Origin of the sequence: Azospirillum rugosum (genome assembly GCF_017876155.1) — a bacterium.
In the GTDB taxonomy this organism is placed as follows: domain Bacteria; phylum Pseudomonadota; class Alphaproteobacteria; order Azospirillales; family Azospirillaceae; genus Azospirillum; species Azospirillum rugosum.
The window spans coordinates 281750-295697 of record NZ_JAGINP010000005.1; the positions used below are offsets into that span (position 1 = coordinate 281750).

Annotated in this window: 8 protein-coding genes; 3 read left to right on the top strand and 5 right to left on the bottom strand. The window is 69.2% G+C overall.

Translation table 11 applies throughout. The features are described 5' to 3' along the window. The first annotated feature begins 59 nt into the window (after positions 1-59). Together J2851_RS09470 and J2851_RS09475 are read left to right on the top strand one after the other, a co-directional pair. Entirely contained in the window at positions 60-3560 is a 3501-nt protein-coding gene (locus tag J2851_RS09470; protein ID WP_209765968.1) for an indolepyruvate ferredoxin oxidoreductase family protein, read from the top strand. Positions 3561-3924: 364 nt separating this feature from the next. Next, positions 3925-6576: a tetratricopeptide repeat protein gene (locus J2851_RS09475; protein WP_209765970.1), complete on the top strand. Its 2652-nt coding sequence runs from the start codon at positions 3925-3927 to the stop codon at positions 6574-6576. 242 nt (positions 6577-6818) lie between these two features. Here the strand turns inward: J2851_RS09475 and J2851_RS09480 are convergent, their stop codons facing one another. The 4 genes from J2851_RS09480 to J2851_RS09495 all read right to left on the bottom strand — a co-directional run bounded on the left by J2851_RS09480 (position 6819) and on the right by J2851_RS09495 (position 11030). Then, a complete protein-coding gene (locus tag J2851_RS09480; protein WP_209765971.1) occupies positions 6819-7745 on the bottom strand; it encodes a hypothetical protein in 927 nt (308 codons plus the stop codon). After that, positions 7742-9448 carry a tetratricopeptide repeat protein gene (locus J2851_RS09485; RefSeq protein WP_209765972.1) on the bottom strand — a complete coding sequence of 569 codons (1707 nt, stop codon included), beginning with the start codon at positions 9446-9448 and terminating at the stop codon, positions 7742-7744. Before J2851_RS09485 ends, J2851_RS09480 begins: the two co-directional genes overlap by 4 nt. A gap of 131 nt (positions 9449-9579) precedes the next feature. Beyond that, the gene (locus J2851_RS09490) at positions 9580-10521 is read right to left on the bottom strand and encodes an anti-sigma factor family protein (RefSeq protein ID WP_209765973.1); all 942 of its coding nucleotides are present in this window, start codon (positions 10519-10521) and stop codon (positions 9580-9582) included. Continuing rightward, entirely contained in the window at positions 10521-11030 is a 510-nt protein-coding gene (locus J2851_RS09495; protein WP_209765974.1) for a sigma-70 family RNA polymerase sigma factor, read from the bottom strand. The genes J2851_RS09490 and J2851_RS09495 overlap by 1 nt, the downstream gene beginning before the upstream one ends. 392 nt (positions 11031-11422) lie before the next feature. Between J2851_RS09495 and J2851_RS09500 the strand changes: the two genes are divergently transcribed. Continuing rightward, entirely contained in the window at positions 11423-11722 is a 300-nt protein-coding gene (locus J2851_RS09500) for a DNA-binding protein (protein ID WP_209765975.1), read from the top strand. 162 nt (positions 11723-11884) lie between these two features. Here the strand turns inward: J2851_RS09500 and J2851_RS09505 are convergent, their stop codons facing one another. After that, on the bottom strand, positions 11885-13807 hold the full coding sequence (locus tag J2851_RS09505) for a propionyl-CoA synthetase (RefSeq protein ID WP_209765976.1): 1923 nt from the start codon (positions 13805-13807) through the stop codon (positions 11885-11887). Between the last annotated feature and the right edge of the window lie 141 nt (positions 13808-13948).

Below are 13948 nucleotides of genomic sequence, written 5' to 3' on the forward strand. Positions count from 1 at the left end.
GCGCCGCAAAGGCGCCCGGCAACAGCGCCCTCAGCGTGCGCTCATATGGGGATGGAACAATGGCTCTCGCGACCGTGACCCTGGACGACAAGTACGCGCTCGAACAGGGGCGTGTGTACCTGACGGGCACCCAGGCGCTGGTGCGCCTGCCGATGATGCAGCGCCAGCGCGACCTCGCGGCCGGCCTGAACACGGCCTGCTTTATCTCAGGTTATCGCGGCTCGCCGCTGGGCGGGTTCGACCAGAATCTGTGGAACGCGCGCAAGTTCCTGGAAAAGAACCACATCCAGTTCCAGCCCGGCGTGAACGAGGAGCTGGGCGCCACCGCCGTGTGGGGCAGCCAGCAGGTCGGCATGTTCCCCGGCGCCAAGTACGACGGCGTCTACGCCATGTGGTACGGCAAGGGGCCGGGCGTCGACCGCTCCGGCGACGTGTTCAAGCACGCCAACGGCGCCGGCACCTCCAAGCACGGCGGCGTGCTGGTGCTGACCGGCGACGACCACAACGCCAAGTCCTCCACCTTCCCGCACCAGTCCGAACACGCCTTCATGCACGCCATGATCCCGGTCCTGAACCCGGCCAGCGTGCAGGAGATCCTGGACTACGGCCTGATCGGCTGGGCGATGAGCCGCTATTCCGGCTGCTGGATCGCCATGAAGACGATTGCGGAGACGGTGGACACCTCCGCGTCGGTCACCATCGACCCGCACCGCGTCAGCCCGGTCATCCCCACCGACTTCCCGATCCCACCGGGCGGCCTGAACATCCGCTGGCCCGACCCGCCGCTGGAGCAGGAATACCGGCTGATGAAGCACAAGCTGTACGCCGCCCTGGCGTTCGCGCGTGCCAACCGGATCGACCGCGTGGTGATGGAAAGCCCGCGCCCGCGCTTCGGCATCGTCACCACCGGCAAGAGCTACCTGGACGTCCGCCAGGCCTTCGACGAGCTGGGCATCACCGAGGAGAAGGCCGCCGACTGGGGCATCACCGTCTACAAGGTCGGCATGCCCTGGCCGCTGGAGCGCGACGGCGTCCGCCACTTCGCGGAAGGGCTGGAGGAGATCGTCGTCGTCGAGGAGAAGCGCGCGGTCATCGAGAATCAGTTGAAGGAGCAGCTGTACAACTGGCACCCGGACGTCCGCCCCAAGGTCGTCGGCAAGTTCGACGAGCATGGCGAGTGGATCCTCCCCTCCGCCGGTGAGCTGTCCCCCGCCCAGATCGCCGTGGTCATCGGCCGCCGGCTGGAGCGCTTCATCGACAACGAGCAGTTGAAGCGCCGCGTCGCCTTCCTGGACGCGCAGGAGAAGCAGAAGGCCCACCAAGCCCGCGTCATCCGCAAGCCGACCTTCTGCTCCGGCTGCCCGCACAACACCTCCACCCACGTGCCGGAGGGAAGCCGCGCGCTGGGCGGCATCGGCTGCCACTACATGGCGACGTGGCTGGACCGCAAGACCGACACCTTCACCCAGATGGGCGGCGAGGGCGTGCCCTGGGTCGGCCAGGCGCCCTTCACCGAGGAGAAGCACATCTTCGCCAACCTCGGCGACGGCACCTACTACCACTCCGGCATCCTGGCGATCCGGCAGTCGATCGCGTCGAAGGCCAACATCACCTACAAGATCCTGTTCAACGACGCCGTCGCCATGACCGGCGGGCAGCCGGTGGACGGCACCCTGACCGTGCAGTCGCTGGCCGCCCAGCTGCGCGCGGAGGGCGTGGAGCGCATCACCGTCGTCTCCGACGAGCCGGAGAAGTACGGCATCGGCGCCGGCCTGCCGCAGTTCACCACGGTCGAGCACCGCGACGACCTGGAGCGCGTCCAGAAGGAGATGCGCGAGATCCCCGGCGTCAGCGTCCTGATCTACGACCAGACCTGCGCCACCGAGAAGCGCCGCCGCCGCAAGCGCGGCAAGATGGTCGACCCGGCCAAGCGCGTGGTCATCAACGAGTTGGTCTGCGAGGGCTGCGGCGACTGCTCCGTCAAGTCGTCCTGCGTGTCCGTCGTGCCGCAGGAGACCGAGTTCGGCCGTAAGCGCCAGATCGACCAGTCCAGCTGCAACAAGGACTATTCCTGCACCAAGGGCTTCTGCCCCAGCTTCGTGACGGTGGAGGGCGGGCAGCTGCGCAAGCCCAAGCCGGCCGCCGCGAAGGGAACGGATGCCTCCGACCTTCCGACCCCCCACCTGCCCAGCCTCGACCGGCCCTGGGGCATCTACGTCACCGGCGTGGGCGGCACCGGCGTGGTGACCATCGGCGCGCTGCTCGGCATGGCCGCGCACATCGAGGGCAAGGGCGTCGGCGTGCTGGACATGACCGGCCTCGCCCAGAAGGGCGGCGCCGTCACCAGCCACATCCGCATCGCCCACAGCCCGGAGGACATCCACTCCGTCCGCATCGCCGCCGGCGGGGCCGACGCGGTGGTCGGCTGCGACCTGATCGTCGCCGCGGCCGGCGACGCCCTGTCGAAGATGGAGCACGGCCACACCCGCGCCGTCATCAACACCCACGACACCATCACGGTCGACTTCCTGAAGAAGCCGGACTTCACCGTGCCCGTCCGCGACCTCGTCGCCGACATCCGCAAGGCCTGCGGCGACGGGGCGGTGAACGCCTTCGATGCCACCAAGCTCGCCACCGCGCTGCTCGGCGACAGCATCGCGACCAACCCCTTCCTGATGGGCTACGCCTGGCAGAAGGGCCTGATCCCGATCTCGGCCGAGGCCATCCTGAAGGCCATCGCGCTGAACGGCGTGGCGGTGACGATGAACACCGACGCCTTCAACTGGGGCCGCCGCGCCGCCGTTGACCTCGCCAGCGTGGAGGCCGCCGCCACCCCGCCGGCCGCGGAGAAAGCCGCCCACGACCTGTTCATCCTCGACCAGCGCCGCCCGTCGGCGACCCTGGACGAGGCCATCGAGCGCCGCACCGCCTTCCTGACCGACTACCAGGACGCCGCGTACGCCAGCCGCTACCACGCGCTGGTCGACTGGACCCGCCGCGTGGAGGGGCAGAAGGCTCCCGGCTCCACCGCCCTGACCGAGGCGGTCGCCCGCGGCTACTTCAAGCTGCTGGCCTACAAGGACGAGTACGAGGTGGCGCGCCTGCACACCGACACCGGCTTCGTCGAGCAGATCGGCCGCATGTTCGAGGGCGATTACAAGCTGGTCTTCCACATGGCCCCGCCCGTGATGGGCGAGACCGGCGAGGATGGCGGCGAACCGAAGAAGAAGAGCTTCGGCCCCTGGATGCTGAAGGCGCTGCGCCTGCTCGCCAAAGGCAAGCGCCTGCGCGGCACCCCGCTCGACCCCTTCGGCTGGCTGGCCGAACGCCGCCTGGAGCGCCGCCTGATCGTCGAGTACGAGACCGTCATGGGCGAAGTCCTGCACCGCCTGACCCGCGACACCCTGCCCACGGCGGTCGAGATCGCCCGCCTGCCCCTGGACATGCGCGGCTACGGCCACATCAAGACCCGCAACGTCGAGGCCGCCAAGGCCAAGGAAGCCAAACTCCTCGACACCCTCCGCCAACCGGCCACCCCGCAGCCGCTGGCGGCGGAGTAACACCCCATCCCCTCTCCCGCCCCCGGCGGGAGAGGGAGGGACCCGCCGCGTCAGCGGTGGGAGGGTGAGGGCAAGGTCCAGACGAGCACCCGAATGAAACACCGTGAAACGCTGTGCGACATCGAAATGCGTAACGTCGCACGGGCGCCAGACGCGGGAACGCCATTGACAATGGGAATTATAGCCTAGACACCTCACCCAAGCAACCACCCCGGATTGAACCAATCCCCTCCCCCGCCCAGCGGGGGAGGGTCAGGGTGGGGGCGGAACGTCCGCAGCTCAGCATCCCACGCAAGTCTTTCGACCCTCACGCCACTCCGCTACAATGGTTGTGCAAAAGAACCGCACACGTACGGACGCGCGCATGTCGAAAATCAACGTGTTCATAAGTTCCACGCAGCGCGATCTGTCCGAATATCGCAAGGCGGTCATTGACGCCATTCACACGTCCTACCGGTTCCAGCCATCCAATATGGAAAATTTCGGCGCGCAGGATGGTGCGCCGAAGGAGGTCTGCCGACGAAAGCTGGAACAATGCGACATCTACGTCGGAATTTTCGGCGCGTGTTACGGGTCAATTTCCGTCGAAGATAATCTTTCCTTCACAGAGCTCGAATATCGATGGGCCAAAGCAGGAAGGAAGAAAATTCTGACGTTCGTCATCGGTGAAGACTTTCAGCCATCGATGAAATTCATTTCGAATCAGGAGGATTTCATCCGTGCTGCAACCTTCCGAGAAGCCATCAAACGGGAATGCACGTTTGATAGCTTCCTGCTGCCGGACGATTTGGCGACGAAGGTAATCAACGCGCTGCACAACGCTGCGGGTCAGATCGAAACGGACGAATCCTCCGCAGCCCGGAAGCAGGACGCATCCCCGACGGCTCCGCCGAACAAGCAGCCCCTGCACCAACTCCCCTCCGACCTCCCAGATTTCACCGGCCGAGCGACGGAGGTGGACCAACTCATTGCCGCGCTGGACCGTGAGCATGGCGGATCGGCAGCGGTCAGCGCGATCCGCGGCATGGGCGGAATCGGCAAGACCACGCTGGCCGTCCACGCGGCGCGCCGGCTGCTGCGCCGCTACCCCGACGCGCAGATCGTGGTGAACCTCCAGGGCCATGGCGACGCCGCCCCGTTGACCTCGCTGGAGGCGATGGCCCAGGTCATCCGCGCCTTCCATCCAGACATGAAGCCTGTGGACGACCCGCAGCAAATGGCATCGGTCTACCGGTCCGTGCTGGAGGGCAAGCGCGCGCTGATCCTGCTGGACAACGCCGCGGACACGGCCCAGGTCGAACCCCTCGTCCCGCCCCCGCCCTGCGGCCTGATCGTCACCGCGCGGGAGCCCATCCACCTCGACGGCGCCGCCCCGCTGAAGCTCGGCCTGCTGCCCCGCCCGGAGTCCGTCGCCCTGCTGCGCGCCGCCGCACGCCCCAAGACGGCGACCGACGCGGAGTGGGACCGCATCGCCGACCTCTGCGACGACCTGCCGCTCGCACTGCGCGTCGCCGGGTCTTTCCTCGCCCACGCCGAGGACTGCACCGCCGCCGACTACATCGCCGACCTCGCCGACGAGCAGACCCGGCTCGACGTTTTGAAGGTTGAGCGGAAGGAGCGCGGGAATGTCGGGACCGTCCTTGCCCACAGCGCCCGCCGCTTGGCCGAGACAGACCCGGAGCTTGCCGCGTTCTGGCAGGTGCTGACCATTTTTCCCGCGGATTTCGACCGCGCAGCGGCGGCGGCCGTGTGGGGACTTGCCGGGGAGAAAGACGCGGCCGCTCCTCTGCGCAAAGTGCTGGACCGCGGTTTGCTCCTGTTCGAGGATGGTTCGAAGCGGTACCGGCTGCATGATTTGATGCGCCCGCTGGCCCGCGGCGTGTTCGCATGGGCACCGGACCGCGACCCGTCCCCCGGCTCCGCGCAACGGTTGCTCGATGGCCAGAGCGCGTTTGCACAGTATTTCATGACGGTGCTCGGCCATGCCAATGTCCTGTTTCGGACGGGACACCAGGGCGTGGCGGACGGGTTGGCCCTTTGCGACCGGGAGTGGCTGAACATTTCGGCGACGGCCGAGTGGGCTCAGGCGCACAGGGAGGAGAACGATCAAGCCCGTGGTGTTTCCGCGGAACTGCCGAACGCTGGCGTGAATGTCCTCAGCCTTCGTCTCACTGCACGTCAGAGAATTTTCTGGTTGGAAGCGGCTAGGGCTTCCGCAAGATCCCTGGGAGAGAGGGGGCTTGAAGGAAGCCACCTCGGCAACCTCGGTGTCGCCTACGTCGCCTTAGGCGAGACGCGGCGCGCTATCGAGCATCACAAGCAGGCCCTCGCCATCGCCCGCGAGATCGGCGACCGACGCGGCGAGGGAACCCGCCTCGGCAACCTCGGTGTCGCCTACGCCACCTTGGGCGAGACGCGGCGCGCCATCGAGCATCACAAGCAGGCCCTCGCCATCGTCCGCGAGATCGGCGACCGACGCGGTGAAGGAAGCGTCCTGGGCAACCTCGGCCTCGCCTACGCCGATTTGGATGAGGTGCGGCGCGCCATCGAGCATTACGAGCAGGCCCTCGCCATCGCCCGCGAGATCGGCGACCGCCGCGGCGAGAGCAACAACCTTGGCAACCTCGGCTGCGCCTATGCCAGATTGGGCGAGACGCGGCGCGCCATCGAGCATCACGAGCAAGCCCTCGCCATCGCCCGCGAGATCGGCGACCGCCGCGGCGAGGGCAGCGACCTCGGCAACCTCGGCCTCGCCTACGCCGCCTTGGGCGAGACGCGGCGCGCCATCGAGCAGTACGAGCAGGCCCTCGCCATCGCCCGCGAGATCGGCGACCGCCACGGTGAGGGCGTCAGCCTCGGCAACCTCGGCCTCGCCTACGCCGACTTGGGCGAGACGCGGCGCGCGGTTGAATGTCTGGAACAAGCACTCGCGATCTTCGAGGCCATCGAAAGTCCCTACGCCGATTGGGCGCGTCAGAGGCTTGCCGAACTTCGCGGGGCGACGGCGGGCGCGTGACCGTCGTTGCGCAACCCCCGCGCTCCTGCCCCTCTCCCTGCCCCGCAGGGAGAGGGAGGGGCCCGTCGCGTCAGCGGCGGGAGGGTGAGGGCTTGGTTGTCCCGAGAATGCCGGAGATGAAGGGCGGGGATTCTCGGGGTAACCTTGCCCTCACCCTCCCACGCCGGGGGCGTGGGTCCCTCCCTCTCCCGCCGGGGGCGGGAGAGGGGGTGGAGGGCGGGGGAAACGACCTCCTCACCTTTTCATCGCGGCTGGAGGACGCCGATGTCGGCCAGCGCCGGCTGGTCGCGGAACACCGCCGCCGCAAGGAGCCGCAGGTGGCGCTGCTGAAGCGTCGGGTTGGCGAAGGTGCGCAGATAGCCCTTCAACACATGGTCCCCGAAGTTGAACGCCACGTCGGCGTCCAGATGGTGGCCCTGGCGGGAGGAGGCGTGGACGGACATCACCGGACGGCCGTCCAGCAGCAGGCCGCGCGGGTCCTGCGGATCGGTGGTTTGCACGTCGGCCAGCGGCGCGTCGTAGACCTGCCACAGCCGGGCGTCCAGCACGTCCACCGACTCCGGATCCTTCATCATCACCATGTTCAGCACATTCTGTTCCCACAGCGCGTGCTGGGGAACGGAACGGCAGGCCGTTGACCAGAGCGCCAGCGGGCCCCGCGACACCCACAGCATCAATCCCGTGCTGATGTATGGCAGATCCGGATCCACCCCGCGGCCGCGCAGGATCGCCTCGGCCGGCTCCACGTAATAGCCTTTGGCGCGCAGTTCCTCCAGCATCCCGCCGATGCTGAGGCGGTCGATGGTCGCCGTTGCGGCCAGGGACTTGCCGGCCCGCCGCAACCCGTCCGCCATGGCCGTGACCGCCGGGAGGTCGAGAGCGCCCAGCATCAGGTCGCTGTCCAGCCAGAGCAGGTTGTCCCACGGCTCCCAGGCGCAATAGTCCGATAGATGCCCCTTGCACAGGTACGGGTGCGCGCCCGGCTGCAGGATTTTGGGGCGATCCAGCAGCATCCCGGCGGCGCGCAGGAACTCGCGCTGGCCGTCCGTCATGCCGAAATCGCAGACGCGGATCGGGGCCGAGGGAAACCGGTCGCGCATCCCTTCCAGAAGCGCCAGGGTGGTGATGAAATACTGGGCGTCGCAGCCCGTCACGCACAGCGTCGTCATGGTCCGTCCTTGGGCGTGCCGCCCCGTTCCAACAGGGCGTTCAGGTCTTGGCGCAGCCGCTCCACCGGGTCGGACCAGTCGCCGGCAATCGCTTGGCGGTAGAGGCGCGCGGTGGGGTACCAGGGGGAGTCCGTGCGCTCCCGCAGCCAGCGCCACTCCGACCCGGCGTGCAGCAGCACCGCCACCGGCTTTGCCATCGCCCCCGCCAGATGCGCCATGGAGGTGCAGGAGCTGACCACCACGTCCAGCCCCGCGACCACGGCGGCGGTGTCGGTGAAGTCGCGCAGCTCCGCCCCCAGGTCGAGCGCCGTTTCGGGAAGGGGGAAGCGCTCCAGATCCTCGCGCCCGTGCCCGACCTGCAAGGCGACCAGGCTCACCCCCGGAATGGTGGTCAGGGGCAGCAAGGGTCCGAGCCGCGGCGAGCGCTGGCGGTCGTACTGGAACTGCGCCGAGCCCGCCCAGACGAGCCCGACCTTCAGCCCCGGCAGCCCGGCCAGCCGGCGGCCCCACCGCCGCACGGCCTCCTCCGGCGCGCGCAGGTAGGGGACGTCCGCCGGGATGCTGTCCAGCTCCGTCCCCATGAGGTGGATCAGGCTGAGGACGTGGGCGTGCGCGTCGTGGTCCGGCAGCGGCCCGTCATAGTCGTGCGCGGAGTCCACCAACCCCGACGCGCGGATCAGATCCAGCAGGCCGGACGGGCCGAGGAAGACTACGCGCATGCCCCGCCCCCGCAGCAGAGGGGCGTAGCGGATGAACTGGATGGCGTCGCCGAGGCCCCGGTCGGCGTGGATCAGCAAGGTCGTCCCCGGCCGAACCCGCCCGTCCCAGGCCGGCCGGCTGAACCGCCGCGGCGGCTGGAACTGGGGAAGCCGCAGCCGCGCCTCGTAGGAAGCGGACCCCTCGCGCAGGCGCCCGGCGAGCAGCCGCGCGCTGCCCAGCCCAACCTGCGCAACGTCGAAATCCGGGGCGAGGTCCGGGGCGAGGTCCGGGGCGAGGCGCAGGGCGCGGGCGAAGCCGGCTTCGGCCTCCTCCGCCCCGTGACGCTCCAGGTGGGCGAAGCCCAGGTTCGCCCAGGCGCCGGGCAGCGCCGGGTCGAGCAGCACGGCGCGGCGCAAGGCGTCCAGCGCGGACGCGGGCTGGTTGCCCGACGCCAGCGACTCCGCCCCCACGGTGGCCCAGGCGGCGGCGGTGCCGCGCAGCCGGGCAACCGCGTGGAGGATCCGCGCCGCCTCGCTCGATGGGCCGCCCCGCCGCAGCGCCTCCGCCATGTTGTTCAGGGCGCGGCCATGGTCGGGGGCCAGCGCCAGGGCGCGGCGGTAGAGCCGCAGGGCGGGCCCGGCGTCCGGCCCCGTGCCCATCAGGTCGGCCAGATCGCACAGCAGGTCGGGCGACAGCGCGCCGCGCCGCACCGCCTGCACCAGGTGGAGGCGCGCGTCCTCCGCGCGGCCCTGGCGCTTCAGGCATTCGGCAAGGTTGCGGGCGGTGGCGGGATTGGCCGGCGCGCAGAGCGCGGCGCGGCGGAAACGGGGCTCCGCCGCGGCGAAGTCACCGGTGGTGGTGTGGGCGACGCCCAGCAGGTTCCAGGCGTCGGCGGACTCCGGCGCCAGGGCGACGGCGCGGGCGACCAGACGGCGTGCCAGGGCGGGATCGCGCCGCTGCAGGGCGCCGGCGCCCGCGCGGATGAACTCGATTGGTGCGTTCACGCGCGGACATTCCCCGTGGCGGCCCGGACGACACGGACGGGGTTATAGCGCAGCGCCCGAACGCGCGAAAGGCCCCGCCCCCGGCGCGTCGGCGGGAACGGGGCCTTTCCGGTGACCGGTCGGGGCTGGGATCAGCTGTCCTTGGGCTTCTGCGTGTCGCTGATCGGCTGGACGCCGTTCTGCTGCTGCTCCGGCGGGTGCTGCTGGTCCCCGGGCGGTTGCTGCGGGTTCTGCTGCTGCGGCGGCGGGTCGCGGCGCGGCGGGCCGGCCTTGACGTCGTTGAAGACGGCCTCGGCGATGCCCAGCAGTTCCTCCTTCGCCAGACGGCCGGCGAGCGCGTAGGCGAGCGTGCCCTCGACCCAGTAGATGGTCGCCACGTCGCCGTTCTGGGTGAAGCCGAACTTCGCCGGGTTGCCGGCCTGCGGGGCGCCCACGAACAGGGTGACGCGCTTGTTGGCGTCATTGACGTACATGTACTGCGCGCCGGCCCCCAGGTCGGTCGGCAGCGACCGGCCGCCGATCAGGCGGAAGCCGACCTTCTCCAGGTTCGGGCCGAAGACGTCACGGCCCACCCGCTTCGACAGCCAGCTGTTCAGCTCGTCCTGGTTGTCGGCGTTCAGCTCGACCTGGAAGCGCTCGTCGGAGGTGTAGAAGCGGTGGGCTTGGGTGGCCTCCTCCGCGAAGGTCTGGAGCGTCTGGCGCTGCTGCACGGCGGGCGAGGTGCCGACCGCGCCGCGGCCCATCCAGCCGCCGCCCGCACCCGCGACCACCAGCATCACCGCGGCGGCCATGCGGACCCACGGCTTGGCGTACCAGGCCGGGACGTTGTCGTTGCCGGCGACGCGGCCGCGCAGCTTCTCCGTCAGCTCATGCACCGGGTCGCTGGCCGATTCGCGCAGCACGGGGTCGAACAGCTCGTGCAGCAGCGCTGCCTGGGCGCGGTAGTCCTCCGCCCGCAGTGCTGCCTCCGGATCGTCGGCCAACCATCGCTCCACGATCAGGCGGCGGTCAGGGTTGAGCTGGCCGTCCACATAGGCGTGCAGTTCGTCGTCCGTTACGCGTTGCGCGTTCATCACTTCACCCGTCTGAGGGTCACAGAGCCCTCGTTCGCCAGCTTCGCCCTGACCGCCTCGCGCGCCCGCGAGAGGCGCGACATGACGGTCCCGATCGGCACGCCGAGCATCTCGGCGACCTCCTCGTACTTCAGGCCCTCCAGCGCCACCAGCAGCAGCACCTTGCGCTGCTCCTCCGGCAGTTCGTCGAGCGCGCGCATCATCTCGCGCAACTCCACCCGTTCCTCCTGCCGGGCCGGCGTGACCAGCTTCGACTCCACGCTGTCCACGTCGACCTCGTCGGGCCGCGCGGCTTTGGAGCGGACCTGATTGACGTGGACGTTGTGCAGGATGGTGAAAAGCCAAGCCCGCAGGTTCGTCCCCGCCTTGAAGGTGTCGGCGCGCGCCACCGCGCGCGTCAGCGCCTCCTGCACCAGATCCTCGGCATCCGTCCGGTTGCGCAGCAGCGCCCGCGCGTAGCGGCGCAACGACGCGATGTGGACTTCCAGCTCGACCCCGAACTTGCTCAACCGCGCACCCGATCGTTAACGGCGGCGCCACGGCAGGCCGGTGCGGCCCGCCCTTGGCGCCCCTTCAAGTAGGAACACGCGGCGTTGCATCCCAGGGCAGAGGGCCGATGAGGACCCGGTATGCCTGGGTGAACGCACGCCGTATCCGGTTTATTCCAGACTTTGATGGGCGTGCAGCAAAAATTCGGCGGAATGGTGGCAAGGCTCCGGCCGGCCCACACAATCGCTCGGTTATTTCGGGTGCGCACCGGACCCGATCGGACAGGCGCTGGGCCGCGGAGGTATGTCCTTTGCGCCCCAGGAAGGGCTGGCGGAGCTTGTGGCAAATCGCCGCTGCCCGCCGATTCCTGGCCCCGTGGGCGGGCCGTGTGGAGAAAATGGGACACCGCGCCATGAACCGCCACCACGACCCCATCGAGATCCTGATCACCGCCCGCCACCTGGAGGCGCAGGGCATCCGCCCCACCGCGCGCATGGTGCGGCTGGCGCTGGGCGGCGGCAGCACCGCGGCAATCACCCAGGCGCTGGCCAGCGCGGAGTTGACCCCGCTGGAGGAACTGATCCGCCGCCGCCGCGCCGCGCTGGACCTGGAACTGACCGACGCCCGCCGCGCCCTCGCCGAACTGGAGGCGGAGCAGGCGCGGCTGGACGAGATGGAGGAGTCGCTGAAGGCGTTGGAGCGCGCTCCCTGACAGGGGCCGTAGGTTGGGTGGAGCGATGGCGGAACCCAACATCGTCGGCATGGCACGGTGTGTTGGGTTGCGCTGCGCTCCACCCAACCTACGGTTCTGTGGAAAAGAAAAGCCCCTCCCCCGGGTCGATGCCGGGAGAGGGGCTGGCTCAGGACAGCAGCGTTACTGCGCGCCGTCGTGGGCCTTGGCGTAGCCCAGCGACTTCAGGGCGTCGGCGATCTCCGGCAGGATGCCGGGGTCGTCGATGGTCGCGGGGGTCTTGTACTCCTGGTCGTCGGCGATCTTCTGCATGGTGCCGCGCAGGATCTTGCCCGACCGGGTCTTCGGCAGGCGGTCGACCACCACGGCGCGCTTGAAGTCGGCGACCGGGCCGATCTGCTCGCGCACCAGCTGGACCACCTCCTTGACGATGTCCTCGTGCGGGCGGGTCACGCCGGCCTTCAGGCAGAGGAAGCCCAGCGGCACCTGGCCCTTCAGGTCGTCGGCCACGCCGATCACCGCGCATTCCGCCACGTCCTTGTGGCTGGACAGCACCTCTTCCATCGCGCCCGTGGACAGACGGTGGCCGGCCACGTTGATGATGTCGTCGGTGCGGGCCATGATGTAGACGTAGCCGTCGTCGTCGATGAAGCCCGCGTCGCCGGTCTGGTAATAGCCGGGGTAGTCGGACAGGTAGGACTTCTTGTAGCGCTCGTCGGCGTTCCACAGCGTCGGCAGCGTGCCCGGGGGCAGCGGCAGCTTCACGCAGATGGCGCCGATGTCGCCGCGCGGCACCTCCTTGTTCTCCGCGTTCAGGATCTGCACGTCCCAGCCCGGCATCGGGCGGGTGGCGGAGCCGTACTTGATCGGGAACAGGTGCACGCCCAGCGGGTTGCCGGAGATCGCCCAGCCCGTCTCCGTCTGCCACCAGTGGTCGATGACCGGAACGTTCAGGTTGTCTTCCGCCCAGTGCAGCGTGTCGGGGTCCGACCGCTCGCCGGCCAGGAACAGGGCGCGGAAGTGCGACAGGTCGTACTTCTTCAGCAGCTCCGCGTTCGGGTCCTCGCGCTTGATGGCGCGGAAGGCCGTCGGGGCGGTGAAGAGGGTGCCGATCTTGTGCTGCTCGATGACGCGCCAGAAGGTGCCGGCGTCCGGCGTGCCGACCGGCTTTCCCTCGAACACCACGGTGGTGCAGCCGTGCAGCAGCGGCCCGTAGACGATGTAGGAGTGGCCGACCACCCAGCCCACGTCCGACGCCGCCCAGTACACCTCGCCCGGCTGGACGTTGTAGATGTTCTTCATCGTCCACTTCAGCGCCACCGCGTGGCCGCCGTTGTCGCGGACGACGCCCTTGGGCTGGCCGGTGGTGCCGGAGGTGTAGAGGATGTAGAGCGGGTCGGTGGCGGCGACCGGCACGCACTCCGCCGGCTCCGCCTTCGCGGCGGCCTCGACCCAGTCGACGTCGCGGCCTTCGACCAGGGTCGCGGTTTCCTGCGGACGCTGGTAGACGACGACGGCCTGCGGCTTGTGCTCCGCCTGCTCGATGGCGGCGTCGAGCATCGGCTTGTACTTGACGATGCGGTTCGGCTCGATGCCGCAGGAGGCGGAGACGATGACCTTCGGCTTGGCGTCGTTGATGCGGGTCGCCAGCTCGTGCGGGGCGAAGCCGCCGAACACCACGGAATGCACGGCGCCGAGACGCGCGCAGGCCAGCATGGCGACCAGCGACTGCGGGATCATCGGCATGTAGAGGATGACGCGATCGCCCTTCTCGACGCCCTGGGCGCGCAGCGCGCCGGCGAAGCGGGCGACCTGGTCCTGCAGCTCCGCGTAGGTGATGGACTGGACGGTCTTGGTGACCGGGCTGTCGTAGATGATCGCCGCCTGCGCGCCGCGCCCGGCCTCCACATGGCGGTCCACCGCGTTGTAGCAGGTGTTCAGCACGCCGCCGGTGAACCAGCGGTAGAAGGGCGCGTTGCTGTCGTCCAGCACCTTGTCCCAGCGCTTGATCCAGGTGATGTCCTCCGCGGCCTCCCCCCAGAAGCCGTCCGGGTCGGACAGGGACCGTGCGTGGATCTGGTTGTAGAGATCGGCTGAGCTGCTCATCGGGCGCCCCTTATATTTTGCTTTGGTTCGCGTTTCTCCGCAGCCGCGCAATGAACGGTCGCGCAGCAGGCCCAATCTGCGACAAAGATGGCCCGCTTGGCAAAGGGCATTGCGGAAGGTGCGGCGGGCTGTCGCACCCCT

Bases quoted from the DNA above. Each gene is read 5' to 3' on its own strand.
- J2851_RS09470 (WP_209765968.1), top strand. From the start codon at position 60: ATGGCTCTCGCGACCGTGACCCTGGACGACAAGTACGCGCTCGAACAG.
- J2851_RS09475 (WP_209765970.1), top strand. From the start codon at position 3,925: ATGTCGAAAATCAACGTGTTCATAAGTTCCACGCAGCGCGATCTGTCC.
- J2851_RS09480 (WP_209765971.1), bottom strand. From the start codon at position 7,745: ATGACGACGCTGTGCGTGACGGGCTGCGACGCCCAGTATTTCATCACC.
- J2851_RS09490 (WP_209765973.1), bottom strand. From the start codon at position 10,521: ATGAACGCGCAACGCGTAACGGACGACGAACTGCACGCCTATGTGGAC.
- J2851_RS09500 (WP_209765975.1), top strand. From the start codon at position 11,423: ATGAACCGCCACCACGACCCCATCGAGATCCTGATCACCGCCCGCCAC.
- J2851_RS09505 (WP_209765976.1), bottom strand. From the start codon at position 13,807: ATGAGCAGCTCAGCCGATCTCTACAACCAGATCCACGCACGGTCCCTG.